The sequence below is a fragment of the Pseudomonas tolaasii NCPPB 2192 genome (genome assembly GCF_002813445.1).
Classification (GTDB): domain Bacteria; phylum Pseudomonadota; class Gammaproteobacteria; order Pseudomonadales; family Pseudomonadaceae; genus Aquipseudomonas; species Aquipseudomonas tolaasii.
Genome location: NZ_PHHD01000001.1, coordinates 3,012,244 through 3,030,629, shown reverse-complemented (window position 1 = coordinate 3,030,629; position 18,386 = coordinate 3,012,244). Strand labels below are relative to the sequence as shown.

Genomic DNA, 18,386 nt, shown 5'->3' with positions numbered 1-18,386 from the left:
GCGTCAGGTGGCGTCGGCGTGGCTGACCATGCCTTTGATGACGACGGCTGCGGTGGCCACGGCAGCCGGGATCACCAGCGCCGTGAGCACCTGCTCGAAGTTCCAGCCCAGGCCCAGCAAGGTGGCGCCCATCCAGGCGCCGAGGATCGCGCCGAAGCGGCCAATCCCGAGCATCCACGACACGCCGGTGGCGCGGCCCTGGGTCGGGTAGAAACGCGCGGCCAGGGAGGGCATCGCCGACTGCGCGCCGTTGACGCACATCCCGGCTATCAGCACCAACGTCGCGAGCAGCGTGATGTTGCCCAGGCTCTGCCCGACCGCGTAGGCAAATATCCCGGCCAGCAGGTAGAACGTGCCGATGACTTTGTGGGGGTTAAACCGGTCCATCGCCCAGCCCACGCCGACGGCACTCAGCACGCCGCCAAACTGGAACAACGCGCCGATAAACGCAGCCTGTTCCATGCTGGCGCCACTATCGCGCATCAGGGTCGGCAACCAACTGGTGAGCAGGTAAACAATCACCAGGCCCATGAAGTAAGTGAGCCACAACAACAAGGTGCCGGCGCTGTAAGTGCCGGAGAAGATCACTGCAAACACGTTGCGCGCCTTGACGGTTTTTTGCTCCGGCACGCTGAAGCTGGAAGCCTGGGCGACGATATTGGGCTCAATAGGTGACAGGGTTTTGCGCACCTTGTCGGCACCACGGTTGCGCACCACCAGGTAACGCGCCGACTCCGGCAGCCACAGCACCAGCACCACCGCCAGGATCAACGGCAAGATGCCGCCGATCATCAACAGTGCGTGCCAGCCGAAAGCCGGGATCAACTTGGCCGAGATAAACCCGCCGCCCGCCATGCCGAGGTTGAAGCCACAGAACATGCTGGTCACCAGCAGTGATTTATGACGCTCGGGGGTGTACTCGGAGAGCAGCGTGGTGGCGTTCGGCATTCCCGCGCCCAGACCCAGCCCGGTCAGAAAACGCAGCACCAGCAACTGGTCGACGTTGGTGCTGTAGGCCGACGCCAGGCTGAACGCGCCAAACACCAGCACCGCACTCACCAGCACGACTTTACGGCCAAAGCGGTCGGCCAGCGGGCCGGAGCCCAGGGCGCCGAACACCATGCCGATCAACGCGGCGCTCATCACCGGGCCGAGGCTCGCGCGGTCAATGCCCCAATCCTGGGACAGCGCGGGGGCGATGAAGCCCATGGCCGCGGTGTCGAGGCCATCGAGGAATACAATCAGGAAACACAGGATCACCACGCGCCACTGATAGCGTGACAGTGGCTGAGTGTTGATGAAGGACTGAACGTCCAGCGGGGTACCGACAGAAGGCTGATTCATTATTTTTATTTCCACACCGATGGCGGGCCAACGGCCTGAGGCCGTCGTTATTATTGGGCGCTTGCACAGCGCTGCCGCACATTAATAAGCCTTGGGAAATACCGTCAATTGATCAAACCGGTATCTGTGCGGTCACCGAACACTTAGGCGAACAACTGCGCACTCAGGTCGCGGCTGGCACTGAGCATGCTCGGCAGGAAACGCTGCTCCAGTTCACTGCGGCTGACCCGCCCGGCATGGGTGCTGACGTTGAGGGCCGCCAGCACCTGGCCGGAGGCGTCATACACCGGTACGGCGATGGAACGCAGGCCTTGTTCAAGCTCCTGATCAACGATGCACCAGCCTTGCTGACGAACCTGTTGCAGGCACTCAAGCAGCGACTCGGGTGTGGTCAGGGTTCGGCTGGTCTTGGTTTGCAGGTCGGCGTGGTCGAGGTAGTCCTTGAGCGACGCGTCATCCAGCGCGGCGAGAAGGATGCGCCCCATGGATGTGCAGTACGCCGGCAATCGGCCGCCCACTGACAAATCCACCGAGATCAGGCGCTGGGTGGTGGCGGAACGGGCAATGTAAAGAATGTCGTCGCCCTCCAGGGTCGCCATGTTGCAGGCTTCGTGGAGCTGCTCGCTCATGCGGTCCAGATAAGGCTGGGCCGACACCGCCAGGGGCGTGGAGGACAAATAGGCGTGGCCCAGGGTCAGCACTTTGGGCAACAGCGAGTAGGTACGTCCGTCGGTGGTGGCGTAGCCGAGTTTGATCAGGGTATGCAGGCAACGTCTGACGGCGGCGCGGGGAATTTCGGTGCGGTGGCTGATCTGGGCGATCGTCAGGTGACGCTTGCGCTCCTGAAACGCCTGCACCACAGCCAGGCCACGGGCCAGGGACGTCATGAAATCCGGATCACCGGTGAACGCCTGGATGCGCTTGGCGGGTGAGGCCACGATCGGCGGCGCCACCGACGCGAAGGAGTTGCGCAATTGATCGTTCATTTCAAGGGTCCTTTCTCTTGTTTTCAACCGCCGGTAGGGTTGGCCGCCATTACAAGCTGCATCCGTCGGGGTGCACAAGTGAGCTGCGGCAACATTGGGCGATTATCGGACGATCATTCGATTATCGCAATTTTGCACACCGCCGGGCGCAAGCCTTCATAAAATCCGACAACTCAGACGCGCAGTTAGAACAGTGCAGAAATCATGAAGCCTGTTTTTCTCCAGTACTGACGCCCACATGTAACAAAACCCTCACACTGCGTTGACGCTTTTTAACTTCGTGGTGATAGTGTTATTCAAATGCGCCGCTATAATGAAGCGTGTGTAGAGGTCGGCCCGATAGCCATATCGGGGCAAGAGCTCACCGGACGTTGCGGGTTGCACACATTGCCGGTCACCTGTAGATGCCTTGAAAACTGCCTTTCGGACTTTCTTTCAAACTTGAACGGTTGCATTGTTCAACTTGAAATACGCCGAGGGTATCTTTCAGGCAACGTGCTGAACTAAATACACTTCACTCAATTAGGTAACACTGTGACGAAAGACGAACTGCGCGCGGAACTTGAGCGCCAGGAGCAACGTTACAAGGACGTATACGGCGGGGAAGTCACCACCTACGCCGCCCAGCCTGAGCCGGAACGCAAGCCATGGCGCAAGCGAGCCAGCCTGCTGGATCAGGCCTTTGCCCAGGAAATCCAAAAGATTGAGCAGGAACTCAAAGCCGAAGAGCCATAAGCCTTTCGGCGCGAGTGCCCAGGTTTCGCCCTCTCCGCTGGCACATCGCCAGTGGAGGGCAATCATATTTTTGTTATCGCCCGACCTCCGTGGGCGAAATTTCGTACAAATGTTTCTGCCGTGACATTTTCATGACGAAACCCCGCGTTTTGCGGCCCTCACGTTATAAATCAAAGACTTGCCAAGCCCCCGAAAACCCTGGGATGAGCGCCCCTGCACGGTGTTTTTTCAGGGAAGATTGTTACCGATGAGCAGCTAGTGCATCGATTACTGAGGTTTTCTGGCATAATCGCGCCCCCTTACGACCGGGTCAGAAAACCTTCATGATCGATTTATTCAGCGGACTGGATGCTTGGGTTCTAGTGAGCCTGTTGCTCGCCCTGGCCTTTGTCCTCGCCTTCGAGTTCATCAATGGCTTTCATGACACCGCTAACGCGGTGGCCACAGTCATCTATACCAAAGCCATGCCGCCGCACCTGGCCGTGTTCTTCTCCGGGGTGTTCAACTTCCTCGGCGTGTTGCTCGGTGGTGTCGGTGTCGCCTACGCCATCGTGCACCTGCTGCCGGTGGAGTTGCTGATCAATGTGAACACCGGCCATGGTTTGGCAATGGTCTTCTCCTTGTTGGCCGCGGCAATCACCTGGAACCTGGGCACCTGGTACTTCGGTATCCCCGCCTCCAGTTCCCACACTCTGATCGGTTCGATCCTCGGTGTCGGCCTGGCCAATGCCCTGATCAACGACATTCCCCTGGCTGACGGCGTGAACTGGCAGAAGGCGATCGATATCGGCGCCTCCCTGGTGTTCTCGCCGATGGCCGGCTTTCTGGTCGCAGCCCTGGTGCTGATCGGCCTGAAATGGTGGCGTCCGCTGTCGAAGATGCACAAGACCCCGGACCAGCGCCGCAAGCTCGACGACAAGAAACATCCGCCGTTCTGGAACCGTCTGGTCCTGGTGATCTCGGCCATGGCCGTGAGCTTCGTGCACGGCTCCAACGACGGCCAGAAAGGTATCGGCCTGATCATGCTCGTGCTGATCGGTATCGTGCCGGCGCAGTTCGTACTCGACCTGGGCAGCACCACCTACCAGATCGAACGCACCCGCGATGCCACCGTGCATTTGAGCCAGTTCTACCAGCGCAACAACGCTACCCTCGGCGAGTTCCTGGCACTGGGCAAGAGCGTGAAGGACGACCTGCCGGGCAAGTTCCAGTGCAACCCGCAACAGACCGAACCGACCATCAGCGCTTTGATGGAAACGCTCAAAGGCGTGTCCGACTACCATTCGCTGACCGCCGAGCACCGCATTGAAGTACGTCGCTACCTGCTCTGCCTGGACGACACCGCGAAAAAAGTCGGCAAGCTGCCGGGCCTGGATGCGCGTGAGAAGTCCGACCTGGACAAACTGCGCAAAGACCTGACCGCCACCACCGAATACGCACCGTTCTGGGTGATCCTCGCGGTCGCACTCGCCCTGGGCCTGGGCACCATGGTGGGCTGGAAGCGCGTGGTTCTGACCATTGGCGAGAAGATCGGCAAGCAAGGCATGACCTACGCCCAGGGCATGTCGGCGCAGATCACCACGGCGAGCATGATTGGCCTGGCCAACATCTTCAGCCTGCCGGTGTCCACCACTCACGTGTTGTCTTCGGGTGTGGCCGGGACCATGGTTGCCAACAAGAGCGGCCTGCAAGGCGGCACCGTCAAGACCATTCTGATGGCCTGGGTATTGACCCTGCCGGCGACCGTGGGCCTCTCGGCCGGTTTGTTCTGGCTGGCTTCCAAGGCATTGGGCAGCTGATAGGCTGCGGTTGAAAAAAAGGCGCGCCCCTGAGGGTCGCGCCTTTTTTTTGGCTCTGGTGTTAATAGCCAACAGACCTTTAAGACTGAACCCAGCTCCCACAGAAGGCCGGAATACCAAGTAATCATTACTTCGTAGACGGGTAGATATTCAATTCAAGCAGGCAAAAAAAAGGGCGACCGAAGTCGCCCAAAATGCCTTGCGTGCTCATATACCCGAAAAGACTTACGGTTCTTTACGCTTGTTAGCGTCCTTCCAGATAAAAATTCCAAACCCTGCAAAAAACACCACCATGAGGCTGACCGTCAGCACTCCGGCAATTACCACGTTATCGAAAAACATGACCGGCCTCCCGCTCGTGCCCTGTTGCGATAGGGCCAAGTTAAAGGAGAAGACGGATGGGGAAATTGACGAAGATCAATGTCGCCCGCAACAGGGCGTAAAGAAGGGCAATAACTGACCTGCATCAAAATATGCAGGTGGTTTCAACGCTTTTTCGGTTTCTTTTTCGGTTTCTTCTTGGCGCCACTCAATGGCATCGCTTGTTCAAACGCCTGACGCACCTCATTCAGGCGCTTGTCATTGAGGTCATGCACGCGCTTGGCGCGCTCGGCATTCAGGTCGATCAGCTTGTCATCATCACTCATGGCTTGGCATACGTCGTGGCGGGAATGCCTCAATAATGCGGCCTACCCCGACCCGAGGGCAAATCAGCGGGCGACAAACTGCAGGTCATCGCCCAAAATCGGTACTTTCGATTCGCTTTCCGGAGGCGCCCCCAAGTGGCACTGCACAACGACCTTCCCCCGCTGCTGGCCCTCCGCGCCTTTGAAGCCGTGGCGCGGCACTTGAGTTTTATCAAGGCAGCGAACGAATTGTCGGTGACCCAAAGCGCCTTGAGCCACCAGGTACACAAACTCGAAGAGTACTTGGGCAAACCACTGTTTATCCGACGCACCCGTGCGATTGATCTGACCACCGAAGGCCAGCATTACTACGACGAAATCCGCCCCGCCCTCGACGCCATCGCCGCCGCCACCCGCGCCCAAAAAACAGTACCTACCACCACGGTGCTGCGCGTCGGGCTGCTCGCCTCGTTTGCCACGCTGTGGCTCGCGCCGCGACTGGCCGGGTTTCTCAACCGCTACCCGCATATCCAGGTGGAACTGCTGCCGGCCATTCAACTGGCCAATGTGGCTGCCGCCGAAGTTGACCTGGCGATTCGCTACGGCAAGGGCGACTGGCCTGACGTCCAAACCACGCGCCTGATGGATGAAGTCATTTCCCCCGTGTGCAGCCCGGCCTTCAAAGCCAGCCAACTGCCTGACGGCCCACTGTTGATGGCCACCTCGCATCGCCCATTCGAGTGGACGGACTGGTCTGCGCACTATCAGGTCGACCTCGCCAGCCACCCGCGCGTCATGCTGCACGACTACAACATCGTGGTCGAAGCCGCCGTAGCAGGCCAGGGTATCGCCATGGGTCGCCACCGCCTGATCGAGCGCAAGCTTCAGGACGGCAGCCTGGTGGAAGCTTTCAACTGGCCGCCCTACCGCAGCGACATCGGCTACTGGCTCATCGCTCCGCAAGGCCCCGCCAGCGAAGCCGCCACCTGTTTCAGCGAATGGCTGAAGGACGCCTGCGCAGACGCGTGAGTTTTTTCGATACGTCCTGTGAGATCTATCCGTTTGTCGCCACCCCCTCCTCGCCCACATGCTCAAAGCTCTTACCCTTTGAGGATTGATCATGAGCGACTCCCTGCGCCAACGCGTGCAAGCCCTCGGCCTGACGCTGCCGACGCCCAGCCAGCCGGCGGCCAATTACATCAACCATGTCATCAGCGGCAACCAGTTGTTCGTCTCGGGGCAAATCCCGCTGGTCGACGGCAAGCCTGCTTATTTAGGGCGACTGGGCGAATCCCTCAGCGATGAGGAAGGCGTACAGGCGGCACAACTGGCCGCGCTCGGCCTGCTCGGGCAATTGAGCGATGCCGTGGGTGATGACCTGTCGCGCCTTGTACGCATTCTGCGTTTGGGCGTGTTCATCGCCAGCAGCGGCGACTTCAAGCAGCAAAGTGCTGTGGCCAATGGCGCGTCGAACCTGGTGGTCAACGCCCTCGGCGACAAGGGCCGGCATGTGCGCACCGCCGTGGGTGTGTCCAGCCTGCCCGCGGGCGTTGCGGTGGAGGTTGACGCGATTTTCGAGTTACAGCCGTGAGCCCGCTCGAAGTCCAGCACCTGCGCGACGAAACACCCGGCTGCCAGTCGGGCATCGTGCACTTCAACCACGCCGGCGCTTCGCTGCCCAGCCAGGCCACCCTGGCTGCAATCACCGACCAGATGCAACGCGAAGCCCGCGACGGCCCGATGGAAGCGGGTGAACACGGTGCCGTGCTGGTGGAAAAGGCGCGTCGCGCAGCCGGGCAATTGCTCAATGCGCCCACCTCCTCGATTGCCTTTGCCAGCAGCGGCTCGACGGCCTGGAGCATGGCGTTTCAGGCGCTGGGCGCCTGGCAGCCGGGTGATCGCATTCTGGTAGGCCGCCACGAATGGGGCGGCAATCTGGCCAGCATGGACCTGGCGGTAAAGGCTGGCGCGCGGGTGGAGGTCATTCCCTGCGACACCTCCGGCGCCGTGTGCCCGCAGGCGCTGGAGTCGATGATCGATGCCCGCGTGAAGCTGATCGACCTCACCTGGCTCCCGGCCAACGGCGGCCTGATCAACCCGGCCCAGGCCATCGGCGAAGTGGCCAAGCGTCACGGCGTTCCTTACTTCATCGATGCCGGCCAGGCCGTCGGCCAGTTGCCGGTGGATGTGCAGACGCTGCAATGCGACGTGCTCAAGTCAGCCGGGCGCAAACACCTGCGCGGGCCACGCGGCACGGCGGTTATGTATGTGCGACCAGACTTTTTGCCGCATTTGAACCCCGCCCAGCGCGACGTGTTTTCGGCGCCCTGGACCGCCAGCGGCTTTGACCTGCGAGACGACGCCCGGCGCTTTGAAACCAGCGAAGTGTCTTATGCGTTGTTGGCCGGTTTGGGCAATGCGTTACAGGAGGCCAACCGATTGGGGGTGGAGCGGACGTGGGAACGTGTCTTACAGCTCAGCCAACGAATCCGCGAAGCGTTGTGTGAGATTCCAGGCGTTTCGCTGCACGATCTGGGTACGGCTCAGTCGGGGTTGATCGCCTTCAACCTCGCTGGCTGGGACGCTTTCGAACTCAAGCGACGCCTGGGGTTGAAACGCATCAATATCGGCGCCAATGGCGTGGCGTATACACCACTGGATATGCAGGCGCGGGGGTTGGCCAACATTGCGCGAATTTCCGTCAGCCCGCTCAACAACGAACAGGATACCGAGCTGCTGATGGGGGCCCTGCGGGAACTGCGCGATTAAACCTCGATGTCCACCCACAGGCCCTGACGCGGCGCGTCTTCGATCAACGGCACTACCGGCACGGTGTTGTCGGCGTTGAGCACATCGCCAGGAATCGCCAGGTGCTGCTCGGGGTCTTCGTCGGCTTCGCGGCGGCGCTTCTGTTGCTCCTGCTGGCGGCGCTGTTCTTCGCGCAGAAGAAACGTCGACTGCTCGGCATCCCCCTTTTTCAGGTCGATCGTGCTTTCGTTGGAGCCGGCTTGCACGGGCACCACGGGCGGGATATCCGGCTTCTGACGCGCCGGGTCAAGTTGTGACGTAACCGGCACAACGCTGACGGGCAGCATGGGTGGCAACATAATGATTATTCTCCTGATCAACAGGCTGTCGGCGCCATAAGCGGCGACTTGAGCCGCGCCTGGCCAAGCTGTGACCGAGTCGACACTCGCGAGTGCCCGCCACCCGTCGATTCAACTTCCGAACCACGGCGCAAACAGGGTAGTTTTCGTCAGAGTCCTTGGGCGTGGGGGCTTGTTCCGTTAAGATAGTCGGCTTTTTCACGGCGGGAGTCAGGCAGCATGGCGCAGCAGTATCAACCGGGGCAACGCTGGATTAGTGACAGCGAAGCAGAGCTGGGTTTAGGCACCGTTCTGGCACAGGACGGCCGCTTGTTGACCGTGCTCTATCCGGCCACTGGCGACACCCGCCAGTATGCGCTACGGAATGCGCCCCTCACTCGCGTGAGGTTTTCGCCGGGTGACTCCATCACCCATTTCGAAGGCTGGAAAATGACCGTACAGGAAGTCGACGACGTCGACGGCCTGCTGGTCTACCACGGCCTCAATGGGCAGAACGAGCAGGTCACCCTGCCGGAAACCCAGCTCTCCAACTTCATCCAGTTCCGCCTGGCCAGCGACCGTCTGTTCGCCGGGCAGATCGACCCGCTGGCCTGGTTCTCGCTGCGTTACCACACCCTTGAACACACCAGCCGCCAGTTGCAGTCCTCGCTGTGGGGCCTGGGTGGCGTACGTGCGCAACCTATTGCTCACCAACTGCATATCGCCCGCGAAGTCGCTGACCGTATCGCGCCACGGGTGTTGCTGGCCGACGAAGTTGGCCTGGGTAAAACCATCGAAGCCGGCCTGGTGATCCATCGTCAGTTGCTGTCGGGCCGCGCCAGCCGTGTGCTGATCCTGGTGCCGGAAAACCTGCAGCACCAATGGCTGGTGGAAATGCGCCGCCGCTTCAACCTGCAGGTTGCGCTGTTCGACGAAGAACGCTTTATCGAAAGCGATGCCACCAACCCGTTCGAAGACACCCAGCTTGCGCTGGTCGCGCTGGAATGGCTGGTGGACGACGAAAAGGCCCAGGACGCGCTGTTCGCCGCCGGCTGGGACTTGCTGGTGGTCGACGAAGCTCACCACCTGGTGTGGCACGAAGAAAAAGCCAGCCCGGAATACGCGCTGGTCGAGCAACTGGCCGAAGTCATCCCTGGCGTGCTGCTGCTGACCGCCACCCCGGAACAACTGGGCCAGGACAGCCACTTCGCGCGCCTGCGCCTGCTGGACCCGAACCGTTTCCACGACCTCGCCGCCTTCCGCGCCGAAAGCGAGAACTATCGCCCGGTGGCCGAAGCCGTGCAGGAGCTGCTGGACAAGGGCCGCCTCTCGCCACAAGCGCACACAACCATTCAGGGTTTCCTCGGCAATGAAGGCGAAGCACTGCTGACCGCCGTCAACGATGGCGACACCGAAGCCAGCGCGCGCCTGGTGCGTGAGCTGCTCGACCGCCACGGCACCGGCCGCGTGCTGTTCCGTAATACCCGCGCCGCCGTGCAGGGCTTCCCGGAGCGCAAGCTGCACGCCTACCCGCTGCCAAACCCGGACGAATACCTGGAGTTGCCGCTGGGCGAGCACGCCGAGCTGTACCCGGAAGTCAGCTTCCAGTCGCAGCCGGACATTGAAGAAGAAAACCGCTGGTGGCGCTTCGACCCGCGCGTCGAGTGGCTCATCGACCAGCTGAAAATGCTCAAGCGCACCAAAGTGCTGGTGATCTGCGCCCACGCCGAAACCGCGATGGACCTGGAAGACGCGCTGCGCGTGCGCTCGGGCATTCCGGCCACGGTGTTCCACGAGGGCATGAACATCCTCGAGCGTGACCGCGCCGCCGCCTACTTTGCCGATGAAGAGTTTGGCGCCCAGGTGCTGATCTGTTCGGAAATCGGCAGCGAAGGCCGCAACTTCCAGTTCTCCCACCACCTGGTGCTGTTCGACCTGCCGTCCCACCCCGACCTGCTGGAACAGCGGATCGGCCGCCTGGACCGCATCGGCCAGAAACATGTGATCGAGCTGCACGTGCCGTACCTGGAAACCAGCCCGCAAGAGCGCCTGTTCCAGTGGTACAACGAGGCGCTGAACGCATTCCTCAATACTTGCCCGACCGGCAACGCCCTGCAGCACCAGTTCGGCCCGCGCCTGCTGCCGCTGCTGGAAAACGCCGACGATGGCGAGTGGCAAGCCCTGATCGACGAAGCCCGTGCCGAGCGCGAGCGTCTCGAAGAAGAGCTGCACACCGGTCGCGACCGCCTGCTGGAACTCAACTCCGGCGGCGCGGGTGAAGGCGATGCACTGGTGGAAGACATCCTTGAGCAAGACGACCAGTTCGCCCTGCCGATCTACATGGAAACCCTGTTCGACGCGTTTGGCATCGACAGCGAGGACCATTCGGAAAACGCACTGATCCTCAAGCCAAGCGAAAAAATGCTCGACGCCAGCTTCCCGCTGGGCGACGACGAAGGTGTGACCATCACCTACGACCGCAACCAGGCGCTGTCGCGCGAAGACATGCAGTTCATCACCTGGGAACACCCTATGGTGCAGGGCGGTATGGACCTGGTGTTGTCAGGCTCGATGGGTAACACCGCCGTGGCGCTGATCAAGAACAAGGCGCTCAAGCCGGGCACCGTGTTGCTCGAATTGCTCTACGTGAGTGAAGTGGTTGCACCGCGCTCGCTGCAACTGGGCCGCTACCTGCCGCCGGCTGCGCTGCGCTGCTTGCTGGATGCCAATGGCAACGACCTGTCGAGCCGTGTGTCCTTCGTGACCCTCAACGATCAGTTGGAAAGCGTGCCCCGGGCCAGCGCCAACAAGTTTATCCAGGCCCAGCGCGACCAGCTGACACCACGGATCAACGCCGGCGAAGACAAGATCACCCCGCAACATGCCGAGCGCGTGGCCGAGGCCAAGCGTCGCCTGGCGGCGGATACCGACGAAGAACTGGCGCGCCTGACCGCGTTGCAAGCGGTCAACCCGACCGTGCGTGACAGTGAGTTGGTGGCGTTGCGTAACCAGCGTGAGCAAGGTTTGGCGATGCTGGACAAGGCTGCGCTGAGGCTGGAAGCGATTCGGGTGCTGGTCGCCGGTTGATCGCTGCTTGAAGCAAAAAGGCCCGCGCACTGCGGGCCTTTTTTATTGGCCTTCTGGGCCTCATCGCAGGCAAGCCAGCTCCCACATTGAATGTGTTCGCAAATCAAACTGTGGGAGCTGGCTTGCCTGCGATGAATTCACCCAGATCTTAAGCTGCAACCACCGAAGCCGGTACCTCCACCGCACCCAACCCCTCCTTCATCTTCCTGGCATCGCGCACAAAACTGCGCAACGCCTGGAACAGAAACAGCATGGTCAAGAACAGCGCCACCGGAATCAGGTACATGGCGTCATGCAAGCCCACGGCCTTGTACGCCTCGGTCATCTGCGTAGCGCCGTCGGCATACATCGCCGAGTGGGCAAAATGGTCAGACAAGCCCCCCACCACAATCGGCCCCATGCCGCCGCCCAGCAAGTACAGCCCCGCAAAGAACAGCGCCATCGCCGTGGCCCGCAGGCGTGGCTCGACCACGTCCTGAATCGCCGTGTACACGCAGGTGTAAAAGTTGTAGGCGAACAACCAGCCCACACTGAACAGCGCCACAAACACCCCGATTTCAATCCGCCCGGCATGTAACGCCCAAGCGGTGGTGACGGTGGAGATGATCAGGCTGCACGCGGCAAACAGCAGGCGGCCATTGGCGACGCGTTGATGGATCTTGTCGGCTATCCAGCCACCCAGGGTCAGGCCCACCAGCCCTGTGATACCGACGATTACCCCCGTGGCCACTGCCGCGTCCTGCAACGGCATCAGAAAATAGCGCTGCAGCATCGGCACCAGAAACGAGTTGCACGCATAGGTGGCGAAGTTAAAGCACAGCCCGGCCAGCACCAGCCATAGAAAGGTCGGCACGGCCAGTACACGACGAATCGGGCGGTCGACGCGTTCCTGGGAGACTTGCACGGTTTCTGCGGCGCCGCGCTTGGGTTCCTTTATATAGAACATGAAAATGGCCAGGATCAGCCCCGGCACGGCGGCAATAAAAAACGGCGCGCGCCAGCTGTCGAACGCTTTGACCATGGCGCCGATGGTGAAAAACGCCAGCAACAGCCCCAGCGGCAGGCCCAGCATGAAAATCCCCATGGCCCGCGCGCGACGATGCGCCGGGAACAGGTCGCCGATCAGCGAGTTGGCGGCCGGCGCATAGCTGGCTTCGCCAATGCCGATGCCCATGCGCACCAGCAGAAACGTCCAGAAACTGCCGACCATGCCGTTAACCGCCGTCAACCCGCTCCAGGCGAACAGGCCCCAGCCCATCAATTTGCTGCGCGAGCCGGTGTCCGCCAGGCGCCCGAGCGGCAGCCCGGCGATGGCGTAGACGATGGTGAAGGCGGTGCCGATGATGCCGAGCTGAAAGTCGCTCAGGTGCCATTCCATGCGGATCGGCTCGATGATGATTGCGGGAATGGTGCGGTCGAAAAAATTGAACAGGTTGGCGAGAAACAACAGGAACAGAATGCGCCAGGCATTCGCCGCTTGGGTCGAGTTCTGCATGGGTCCGTCTCTTTTATTGTTATGAGAGCTGCGATGCCCGATGCATCCTGCCCGGTATGTGCAACATAGTCAGGCGGGCCACGGTTGTCTGTAATGATTCGTAAAGCTGATAGGGCATGATTTCACCCGTCGCCATGGGACTTTCCCCACGAAAATATAAGTGCCGCCCCCTCTTCCCAACGGCCATGGCCCGGCTAGAATGGCGAGCCTTCCCGTAGCACCCCCCTACTATTTTTCTTATTGATGACGCCCATGTCCGAAGCCAGTCCGTGTCTGAGTTGCGGTGCCTGCTGTTCATACTTTCGTGTGTCTTTCTTTTGGGGAGAGTGCGCCTCATCGGGCGGCACGGTGCCCGACGACCTGGTGGTACAGATCAACCCCACCCGCGTGGCGATGATCGGCACCGACCAGAAACCCGCGCGTTGCTGCAGCCTGGAAGGCGAAGTGGGCAAGGGCACAAGTTGTTCGATCTACGAACTGCGCTCCAGCCCCTGCAGGGAGTTCGATGCATCGTGGAGCCAGGGCGTGCAAAACGTCGATTGCGACGCCGCCCGCGCGGCCTTTGGCCTGCCGCCACTTGAAGCACCGTTCGAACTGGACCTGCCGATCAGCGCTTAGCATCAAACGCTATGGCAGGCATGCCAAAATGGTTGAGAGCAAAATGCCATTATCCATGGCGATTCCCGTGAGGCTTCTATACTCGATGTCGTAGGCCGTTGCTGTAGGCAACGGCTCCATGACTTTGACGGGACTTGCTATGGAATGGCTTGGTTTGCATTTTTTTACCGACCTTCCGGACACCGGGCACTTATTACTCAACTGCAGTCATAACCCCTTTCTGGTGCTGCTGGCGTATTTGGTCGCCTGTGCGGCGGGGTTCGGCACGCTGGACATGGCCGAACGCGTGGGTCATGTCGAGGACCCGACTGCCCGTCGCCATTGGCGCTGGCTGGGTGCCGGGTGCCTGGCCGGCGGGATCTGGTCGACGCACTTCATCAGCATGCTGGCCTTCCAGGCGCCGATCGCCATTCATTACGAATTGCTCATGACGTTCGCCTCGCTGGTGATCGCGCTGATCGCCTCGCTGTTCGCCATGCAGACCCTCAGTCATGCCCACCTGCGTTTTCATCAATACCTGCTGGCGTCGGTGTGGATGGGGCTCGGCATCGCGTTGATGCACTACGTCGGCATGTCGGCCATGCGTTCCCAGGCACAGGTGTATTTCGAGACAGGCCTGTTCATGGCCTCGGTGGGCATTGCCATCGGCGCCAGCCTCACCGCGCTGTTGCTGTCGTGTTACCTGCGTGACGGCGCCGGTGTGTTTCACCAACTGCTCAAATACGCCGCCAGCCTGGTGCTGGGGGCGGGCATCCTGAGCATGCATTTCACCGGCATGGCCGCGATGCAAATGCTGGTGCCCACCGGCGCCGACCTGTCGATGCCGGTGGACAACAACCCCATTCAACTCGGGTTGTCGGTGGCGGTGATTACGTTGTTGGTCATCGGCAGCAGCGTCAGCGCCGCCCTGGCGGACAAAAAGCTGCAACACAAGGAGCGCGACCTGCGCCGGGTCAACGCCTTGCTCAGCGAACTGGATCAGGCCCGCGCCTCGCTGCAACAGGTGGCCCACTACGACGCCCTGACCAGCCTGCTTAACCGCCGGGGTTTCAACCAGCTTTTCGCGGAAAAAGTCGCGGAAAAAACCGCCAGCAACGGCATGTTGGCGGTGATTTTCCTCGATATCGACCATTTCAAGCGTATCAACGACAGCCTCGGCCACGACGCCGGCGACCAATTGCTCACGGTGCTCGCCGGGCATATCAAGGGCTCGGTGCGCAGCCATGACGACGTGGTCGCCCGGTTTGGCGGCGACGAGTTCTGCATCCTGATCAGCATCCATCACCGCGATGAAGCCCGGCACCTGGCCCAGCGCATCATGCAGAAAATGAAAGAGCCCATCGAACTGGCCGGCCGGCGCATGGTGATGACCACCAGCATTGGTATTAGCCTGTTTCCCGATGATGGCCTGACGTGCGAAGAACTGCTGAAAACCGCGGACCTGGCGCTCTACCAATCCAAGGACACCGGGCGCAACAGCCTGAATTTCTTCAGCTCCAACCTGAAAACCCGTGCCTTCCTGGAGCTGCAACTGGAAGAGGAACTGCGTGCTGCCCTGCGCACCCGCAATGAATTGGTGCTGTTCTACCAACCCATTTTCGACATGAAGCTCGGCAAGGTCACCCGCCTGGAAGCCCTGGTGCGCTGGCAGCACCCACGCCACGGGCTATTGGCACCGGACCGGTTTATCGGCATCGCCGAAAGCAACGGGCTGATCGCCGACCTGGATCACTGGGTATTGCGCCAGGCCTGCCACGATTTGAGCCTGCTGTCGGATCGCGGCTATACCGACCTGACCATGGCCGTGAACTGTTCGGCGCTGAACCTGGCGCGTGACGAGCTGGCCGATGAAATCGAAGACGCGCTGCGTTTCGCGGGGATTGCCGCCAACCGCCTGGAATTGGAAGTCACTGAAAATGCGCTGATGGGCAATATCAGCAGCACCCTGGCGCTGTTGCGACAAATCCGTGCGCTGGGGGTATCGCTCGCAATTGATGACTTCGGCACCGGCTATTCGTCATTGGCGTATCTGAAACGCCTGCCGCTCAACACGCTGAAGATTGATCGTTCGTTTATTCAGGACATCCCGCGGTCCACCGCCGACATCGAGATCGTCCAGGCGATTATCGGCATGGCCCACACCCTGCACCTGCAAGTCGTCACCGAAGGCGTGGAAACCCAGGCGCAATTCGAGCTGCTGCTCAAGCATGGCTGCGATTTCATTCAGGGTTATTTGCTCAGCCCGGCGGTGCCTGCCAGCGATATCGTCGGCGTGATGCAAGGCATTCACATGCGCAACCCGCTCTACCCTTTCAGCGTGGAAGGCAACAAGGATGCGTCATCGCCAAAAGAGCCGGCACCGGGGCGTATCGGCCCGCCCTCCATTGTTCGCCCCATTCGCTGACACCCAATGAAGAAGGCATCCCTCCACAGCAGCAGTGCGCTTACACGCTGAAACAATTCCCCGGGCATTTCCGCCGGCATGAAACTGTTCCCGTGACGCGCACGTCACCCTGTTCTGTGACCTTTCTCTACGGCAAGGTGCCATCACGGCGCAAGCGGTTACTCGGCTACACACTTGCGACGGCGAAAACCACGCACATTATTGGTGCGCCCGTTTATTGCGCTGCCCTTTCCTGGATCAGAATCCACGGCGAAACCACCACCGCCCACAGGCTCGGGTCACGCTCGACCAGGTCCAATGCCCGCGTTGCAGACACTTCGCCAAGGCTCCCGGCAGCCAGCCACGCAGCGACTTTGTCGCGGTTATCCTCGGCCATTCCCTCGGCTGCTTCGATCAAATCCAGGCCGGCGTCGACCCACAATAGGGCACCCTTGGCAAAGAACGGTTCAAGCTCCTTCCAGGAAATTTCGGCGGTTTCACCGAGCAGCTTGGCATAGAGGGTGCTAGGTTCTTGCGTCATGGGAGTTCACCTGAATAAAAAATCGGCGCAATCATAGCGTCAGCGCTCAGGCAGAAAAACCCAGTTGCAAATGAGGCACCGAACGAAAGTGTCAGGAAAGCCAAGGATTGCCCGAAACTCTGGCATAACCCCGCCGCAATTCTGTCTTTTTCTTTCATTTAAGCGACACCCCCGGCTTTTGCCCCCAGCAGCCAGCTTTTCAAGCGATCAACCGGCGCTCTACACTGTACCGGTACAGTTGCCGGGGCACTGCCGGGGGGATATCCGAGATATCTGATCCGGTTCTACAGCTCACAAGGCCGCTAGAACTATAAAAAATACAACAGCAAGAGTGGAGCACTATGAATAAGGCTACTAAGCAGATTTCCAAACTGTTTGCCGCTATGGTCCTGGCTGGGGTTGCCGGCCATTCGTTCGCAGCCGACACCATCAAGATCGGCATCGCCGGCCCTAAAACCGGCCCGGTGACGCAATACGGCGACATGCAATTCATGGGTGCCAAACAGGCCATCAAAGACATCAACGCCAAGGGCGGCGTAGACGGCAAGATGCTTGAGGCCAAGGAATACGACGACGCGTGCGATCCGAAACAAGCCGTGGCCGTTGCCAACAAAGTGGTCAACGACGGCGTCAAGTTCGTGGTCGGTCACCTCTGCTCCAGCTCCACTCAGCCCGCTACCGACATCTACGAAGACGAAGGCGTGATCATGATCACTCCGGCTGCCACCAGCCCGGAAATCACCGCCCGTGGTTACAAGCTGGTGTTCCGCACCATCGGCCTCGACAGCGCCCAGGGCCCGGCGGCCGGCAACTACATCGCCGACCACGTGAAGCCTAAAGTCGTTGCCGTCCTGCACGACAAACAGCAATACGGTGAAGGCATCGCCACCGCCGTTAAACAGACCCTCGAGAAGAAAGGCGTGAAAGTGGCCGTCTTCGAAGGCCTGAACGCCGGTGACAAGGACTTCTCCTCGATCATCCAGAAACTCAAGCAAAACAACGTCGACTTCGTTTACTACGGCGGCTACCACCCTGAGCTGGGTCTGATCCTGCGTCAGTCGAAAGAAAAAGGCCTGAACGCCAAGTTCATGGGCCCTGAAGGCGTCGGCAACGACTCCATTTCGCAGATCGCCCAGGACGCTTCCGAAGGCCTGCTGGTAACCCTGCCGAAGTCCTTCGACGCCGACCCGGAAAACAAAGCCATTGTTGATGCCCTCAAGGCTGACGGCAAAGACCCAAGCGGCCCGTTCGTGTTCCCGGCCTACTCGGCGGTAGAAGTGATCGCCGGCGGCATCAAGGCCGCGAAAAGCGAAGACACCGCCAAAGTGGCAGCCGCCATCCACGCGGGCACCTTCAAAACCCCTACCGGCGAACTGAGCTTCGACGCCAAGGGCGACCTGAAGGACTTCAAATTCGTGGTCTACGAATGGCACTTCGGTAAGCCGAAAACCGAAGTTTCCCCTCAGTAAGCCAGGCGTTACTGGCCCAACAAGCCCACTGTGAAAGCAGTGGGCTTTGTTTTACGAGGTTTATGGGCCTGACACCCGCGATCCGGGCGCTGGCTCACCTGAAAATCTTAAAACCGTCACCAGCGGTTCGCTGGCAAACGCTTTGTGCAAATGTGCTCACAGAACACAGCACAGGGCCGGAACATGACTCCACCAGTGAAATGCGTATCGGGTTTTT

General features: G+C 60.4%; 17 protein-coding genes. 9 read left to right on the top strand and 8 right to left on the bottom strand.

Annotated features, from left to right (window positions below; genetic code table 11):
* Positions 1 to 3 precede the first annotated feature (3 nt).
* Both pcaK and pcaR read right to left on the bottom strand, forming a co-directional pair.
* Positions 4 to 1,344, bottom strand: a complete 1,341-nt coding sequence (pcaK, locus tag ATI14_RS14030; protein ID WP_016970399.1) for a 4-hydroxybenzoate transporter PcaK — start codon at positions 1,342 to 1,344, stop codon at positions 4 to 6.
* A gap of 143 nt (positions 1,345 to 1,487) precedes the next feature.
* Complete coding sequence (gene pcaR, locus ATI14_RS14025) at positions 1,488 to 2,330, bottom strand: pca regulon transcriptional regulator PcaR (RefSeq protein WP_016970398.1); 843 nt, start codon at positions 2,328 to 2,330, stop codon at positions 1,488 to 1,490.
* Between the two features lie 534 nt (positions 2,331 to 2,864).
* On the opposite strand from pcaR, the gene ATI14_RS14020 reads away from it, so the two are divergent.
* A complete protein-coding gene (locus ATI14_RS14020; protein ID WP_003172389.1) occupies positions 2,865 to 3,065 on the top strand; it encodes a hypothetical protein in 201 nt (66 codons plus the stop codon).
* A gap of 323 nt (positions 3,066 to 3,388) precedes the next feature.
* The gene (locus tag ATI14_RS14015; protein WP_016970397.1) at positions 3,389 to 4,864 is read left to right on the top strand and encodes an inorganic phosphate transporter; all 1,476 of its coding nucleotides are present in this window, start codon (positions 3,389 to 3,391) and stop codon (positions 4,862 to 4,864) included.
* Between the two features lie 225 nt (positions 4,865 to 5,089).
* Here ATI14_RS14015 and ccoM read toward each other — a convergent pair whose 3' ends face one another.
* On the bottom strand, positions 5,090 to 5,206 hold the full coding sequence (gene ccoM / locus ATI14_RS31840) for a cytochrome c oxidase subunit CcoM (RefSeq protein WP_016970396.1): 117 nt from the start codon (positions 5,204 to 5,206) through the stop codon (positions 5,090 to 5,092).
* A gap of 143 nt (positions 5,207 to 5,349) precedes the next feature.
* Entirely contained in the window at positions 5,350 to 5,511 is a 162-nt protein-coding gene (locus ATI14_RS31405; protein WP_016970395.1) for a hypothetical protein, read from the bottom strand.
* Between the two features lie 135 nt (positions 5,512 to 5,646).
* Here ATI14_RS31405 and ATI14_RS14010 point away from each other — a divergent pair, with 135 nt between their 5' ends.
* From ATI14_RS14010 to ATI14_RS14000, 3 genes are all read left to right on the top strand, one after another.
* The gene (locus tag ATI14_RS14010; protein WP_016970394.1) at positions 5,647 to 6,519 is read left to right on the top strand and encodes a LysR substrate-binding domain-containing protein; all 873 of its coding nucleotides are present in this window, start codon (positions 5,647 to 5,649) and stop codon (positions 6,517 to 6,519) included.
* 91 nt (positions 6,520 to 6,610) lie between these two features.
* The gene (locus ATI14_RS14005; RefSeq protein ID WP_017254240.1) at positions 6,611 to 7,081 is read left to right on the top strand and encodes a RidA family protein; all 471 of its coding nucleotides are present in this window, start codon (positions 6,611 to 6,613) and stop codon (positions 7,079 to 7,081) included.
* Positions 7,078 to 8,259, top strand: a complete 1,182-nt coding sequence (locus ATI14_RS14000; protein WP_016970393.1) for an aminotransferase class V-fold PLP-dependent enzyme — start codon at positions 7,078 to 7,080, stop codon at positions 8,257 to 8,259. The genes ATI14_RS14005 and ATI14_RS14000 overlap by 4 nt, the downstream gene beginning before the upstream one ends.
* Here ATI14_RS14000 and ATI14_RS13995 read toward each other — a convergent pair.
* On the bottom strand, positions 8,256 to 8,597 hold the full coding sequence (locus tag ATI14_RS13995) for a hypothetical protein (protein WP_016970392.1): 342 nt from the start codon (positions 8,595 to 8,597) through the stop codon (positions 8,256 to 8,258). The two genes, ATI14_RS14000 and ATI14_RS13995, sit on opposite strands and share 4 nt — an antisense overlap.
* Before the next feature lie 219 nt (positions 8,598 to 8,816).
* Here ATI14_RS13995 and rapA point away from each other — a divergent pair, with 219 nt between their 5' ends.
* Positions 8,817 to 11,663, top strand: a complete 2,847-nt coding sequence (gene rapA, locus ATI14_RS13990) for an RNA polymerase-associated protein RapA (RefSeq protein ID WP_016970391.1) — start codon at positions 8,817 to 8,819, stop codon at positions 11,661 to 11,663.
* Positions 11,664 to 11,811: 148 nt separating this feature from the next.
* Here rapA and ATI14_RS13985 read toward each other — a convergent pair whose 3' ends face one another.
* Entirely contained in the window at positions 11,812 to 13,158 is a 1,347-nt protein-coding gene (locus ATI14_RS13985) for a spinster family MFS transporter (protein ID WP_080519824.1), read from the bottom strand.
* Positions 13,159 to 13,410: 252 nt separating this feature from the next.
* Between ATI14_RS13985 and ATI14_RS13975 the strand changes: the two genes are divergently transcribed.
* Together ATI14_RS13975 and ATI14_RS13970 are read left to right on the top strand one after the other, a co-directional pair.
* A complete protein-coding gene (locus ATI14_RS13975; protein ID WP_031319665.1) occupies positions 13,411 to 13,776 on the top strand; it encodes a YkgJ family cysteine cluster protein in 366 nt (121 codons plus the stop codon).
* Between the two features lie 139 nt (positions 13,777 to 13,915).
* The gene (locus ATI14_RS13970) at positions 13,916 to 16,180 is read left to right on the top strand and encodes a putative bifunctional diguanylate cyclase/phosphodiesterase (RefSeq protein ID WP_031319664.1); all 2,265 of its coding nucleotides are present in this window, start codon (positions 13,916 to 13,918) and stop codon (positions 16,178 to 16,180) included.
* 214 nt (positions 16,181 to 16,394) lie between these two features.
* Here the strand turns inward: ATI14_RS13970 and ATI14_RS13965 are convergent, their stop codons facing one another.
* Together ATI14_RS13965 and ATI14_RS31400 are read right to left on the bottom strand one after the other, a co-directional pair.
* Positions 16,395 to 16,700 (bottom strand): DUF2288 domain-containing protein, encoded by a 306-nt coding sequence (locus tag ATI14_RS13965; protein ID WP_016970387.1) that lies wholly within the window; start codon positions 16,698 to 16,700, stop codon positions 16,395 to 16,397.
* A complete protein-coding gene (locus ATI14_RS31400) occupies positions 16,697 to 16,858 on the bottom strand; it encodes a hypothetical protein (protein ID WP_165448239.1) in 162 nt (53 codons plus the stop codon). Before ATI14_RS31400 ends, ATI14_RS13965 begins: the two co-directional genes overlap by 4 nt.
* 183 nt (positions 16,859 to 17,041) lie before the next feature.
* On the opposite strand from ATI14_RS31400, the gene ATI14_RS13960 reads away from it, so the two are divergent.
* Entirely contained in the window at positions 17,042 to 18,169 is a 1,128-nt protein-coding gene (locus ATI14_RS13960) for a branched-chain amino acid ABC transporter substrate-binding protein (protein WP_016970386.1), read from the top strand.
* Positions 18,170 to 18,386 lie beyond the last annotated feature (217 nt).

Coding starts and splice junctions, on each gene's coding strand:
- ATI14_RS13960 (WP_016970386.1), top strand. CDS start 17,042: ATGAATAAGGCTACTAAGCAGATTTCCAAACTGTTTGCCGCTATGGTC.
- ATI14_RS13975 (WP_031319665.1), top strand. CDS start 13,411: ATGTCCGAAGCCAGTCCGTGTCTGAGTTGCGGTGCCTGCTGTTCATAC.
- ATI14_RS14015 (WP_016970397.1), top strand. CDS start 3,389: ATGATCGATTTATTCAGCGGACTGGATGCTTGGGTTCTAGTGAGCCTG.
- ATI14_RS13995 (WP_016970392.1), bottom strand. CDS start 8,597: ATGTTGCCACCCATGCTGCCCGTCAGCGTTGTGCCGGTTACGTCACAA.
- ccoM (WP_016970396.1), bottom strand. CDS start 5,206: ATGTTTTTCGATAACGTGGTAATTGCCGGAGTGCTGACGGTCAGCCTC.
- ATI14_RS31405 (WP_016970395.1), bottom strand. CDS start 5,511: ATGAGTGATGATGACAAGCTGATCGACCTGAATGCCGAGCGCGCCAAG.
- ATI14_RS13965 (WP_016970387.1), bottom strand. CDS start 16,700: ATGACGCAAGAACCTAGCACCCTCTATGCCAAGCTGCTCGGTGAAACC.
- rapA (WP_016970391.1), top strand. CDS start 8,817: ATGGCGCAGCAGTATCAACCGGGGCAACGCTGGATTAGTGACAGCGAA.
- ATI14_RS13985 (WP_080519824.1), bottom strand. CDS start 13,158: ATGCAGAACTCGACCCAAGCGGCGAATGCCTGGCGCATTCTGTTCCTG.
- ATI14_RS14005 (WP_017254240.1), top strand. CDS start 6,611: ATGAGCGACTCCCTGCGCCAACGCGTGCAAGCCCTCGGCCTGACGCTG.
- pcaK (WP_016970399.1), bottom strand. CDS start 1,344: ATGAATCAGCCTTCTGTCGGTACCCCGCTGGACGTTCAGTCCTTCATC.
- ATI14_RS13970 (WP_031319664.1), top strand. CDS start 13,916: ATGGAATGGCTTGGTTTGCATTTTTTTACCGACCTTCCGGACACCGGG.
- pcaR (WP_016970398.1), bottom strand. CDS start 2,330: ATGAACGATCAATTGCGCAACTCCTTCGCGTCGGTGGCGCCGCCGATC.
- ATI14_RS31400 (WP_165448239.1), bottom strand. CDS start 16,858: ATGAAAGAAAAAGACAGAATTGCGGCGGGGTTATGCCAGAGTTTCGGG.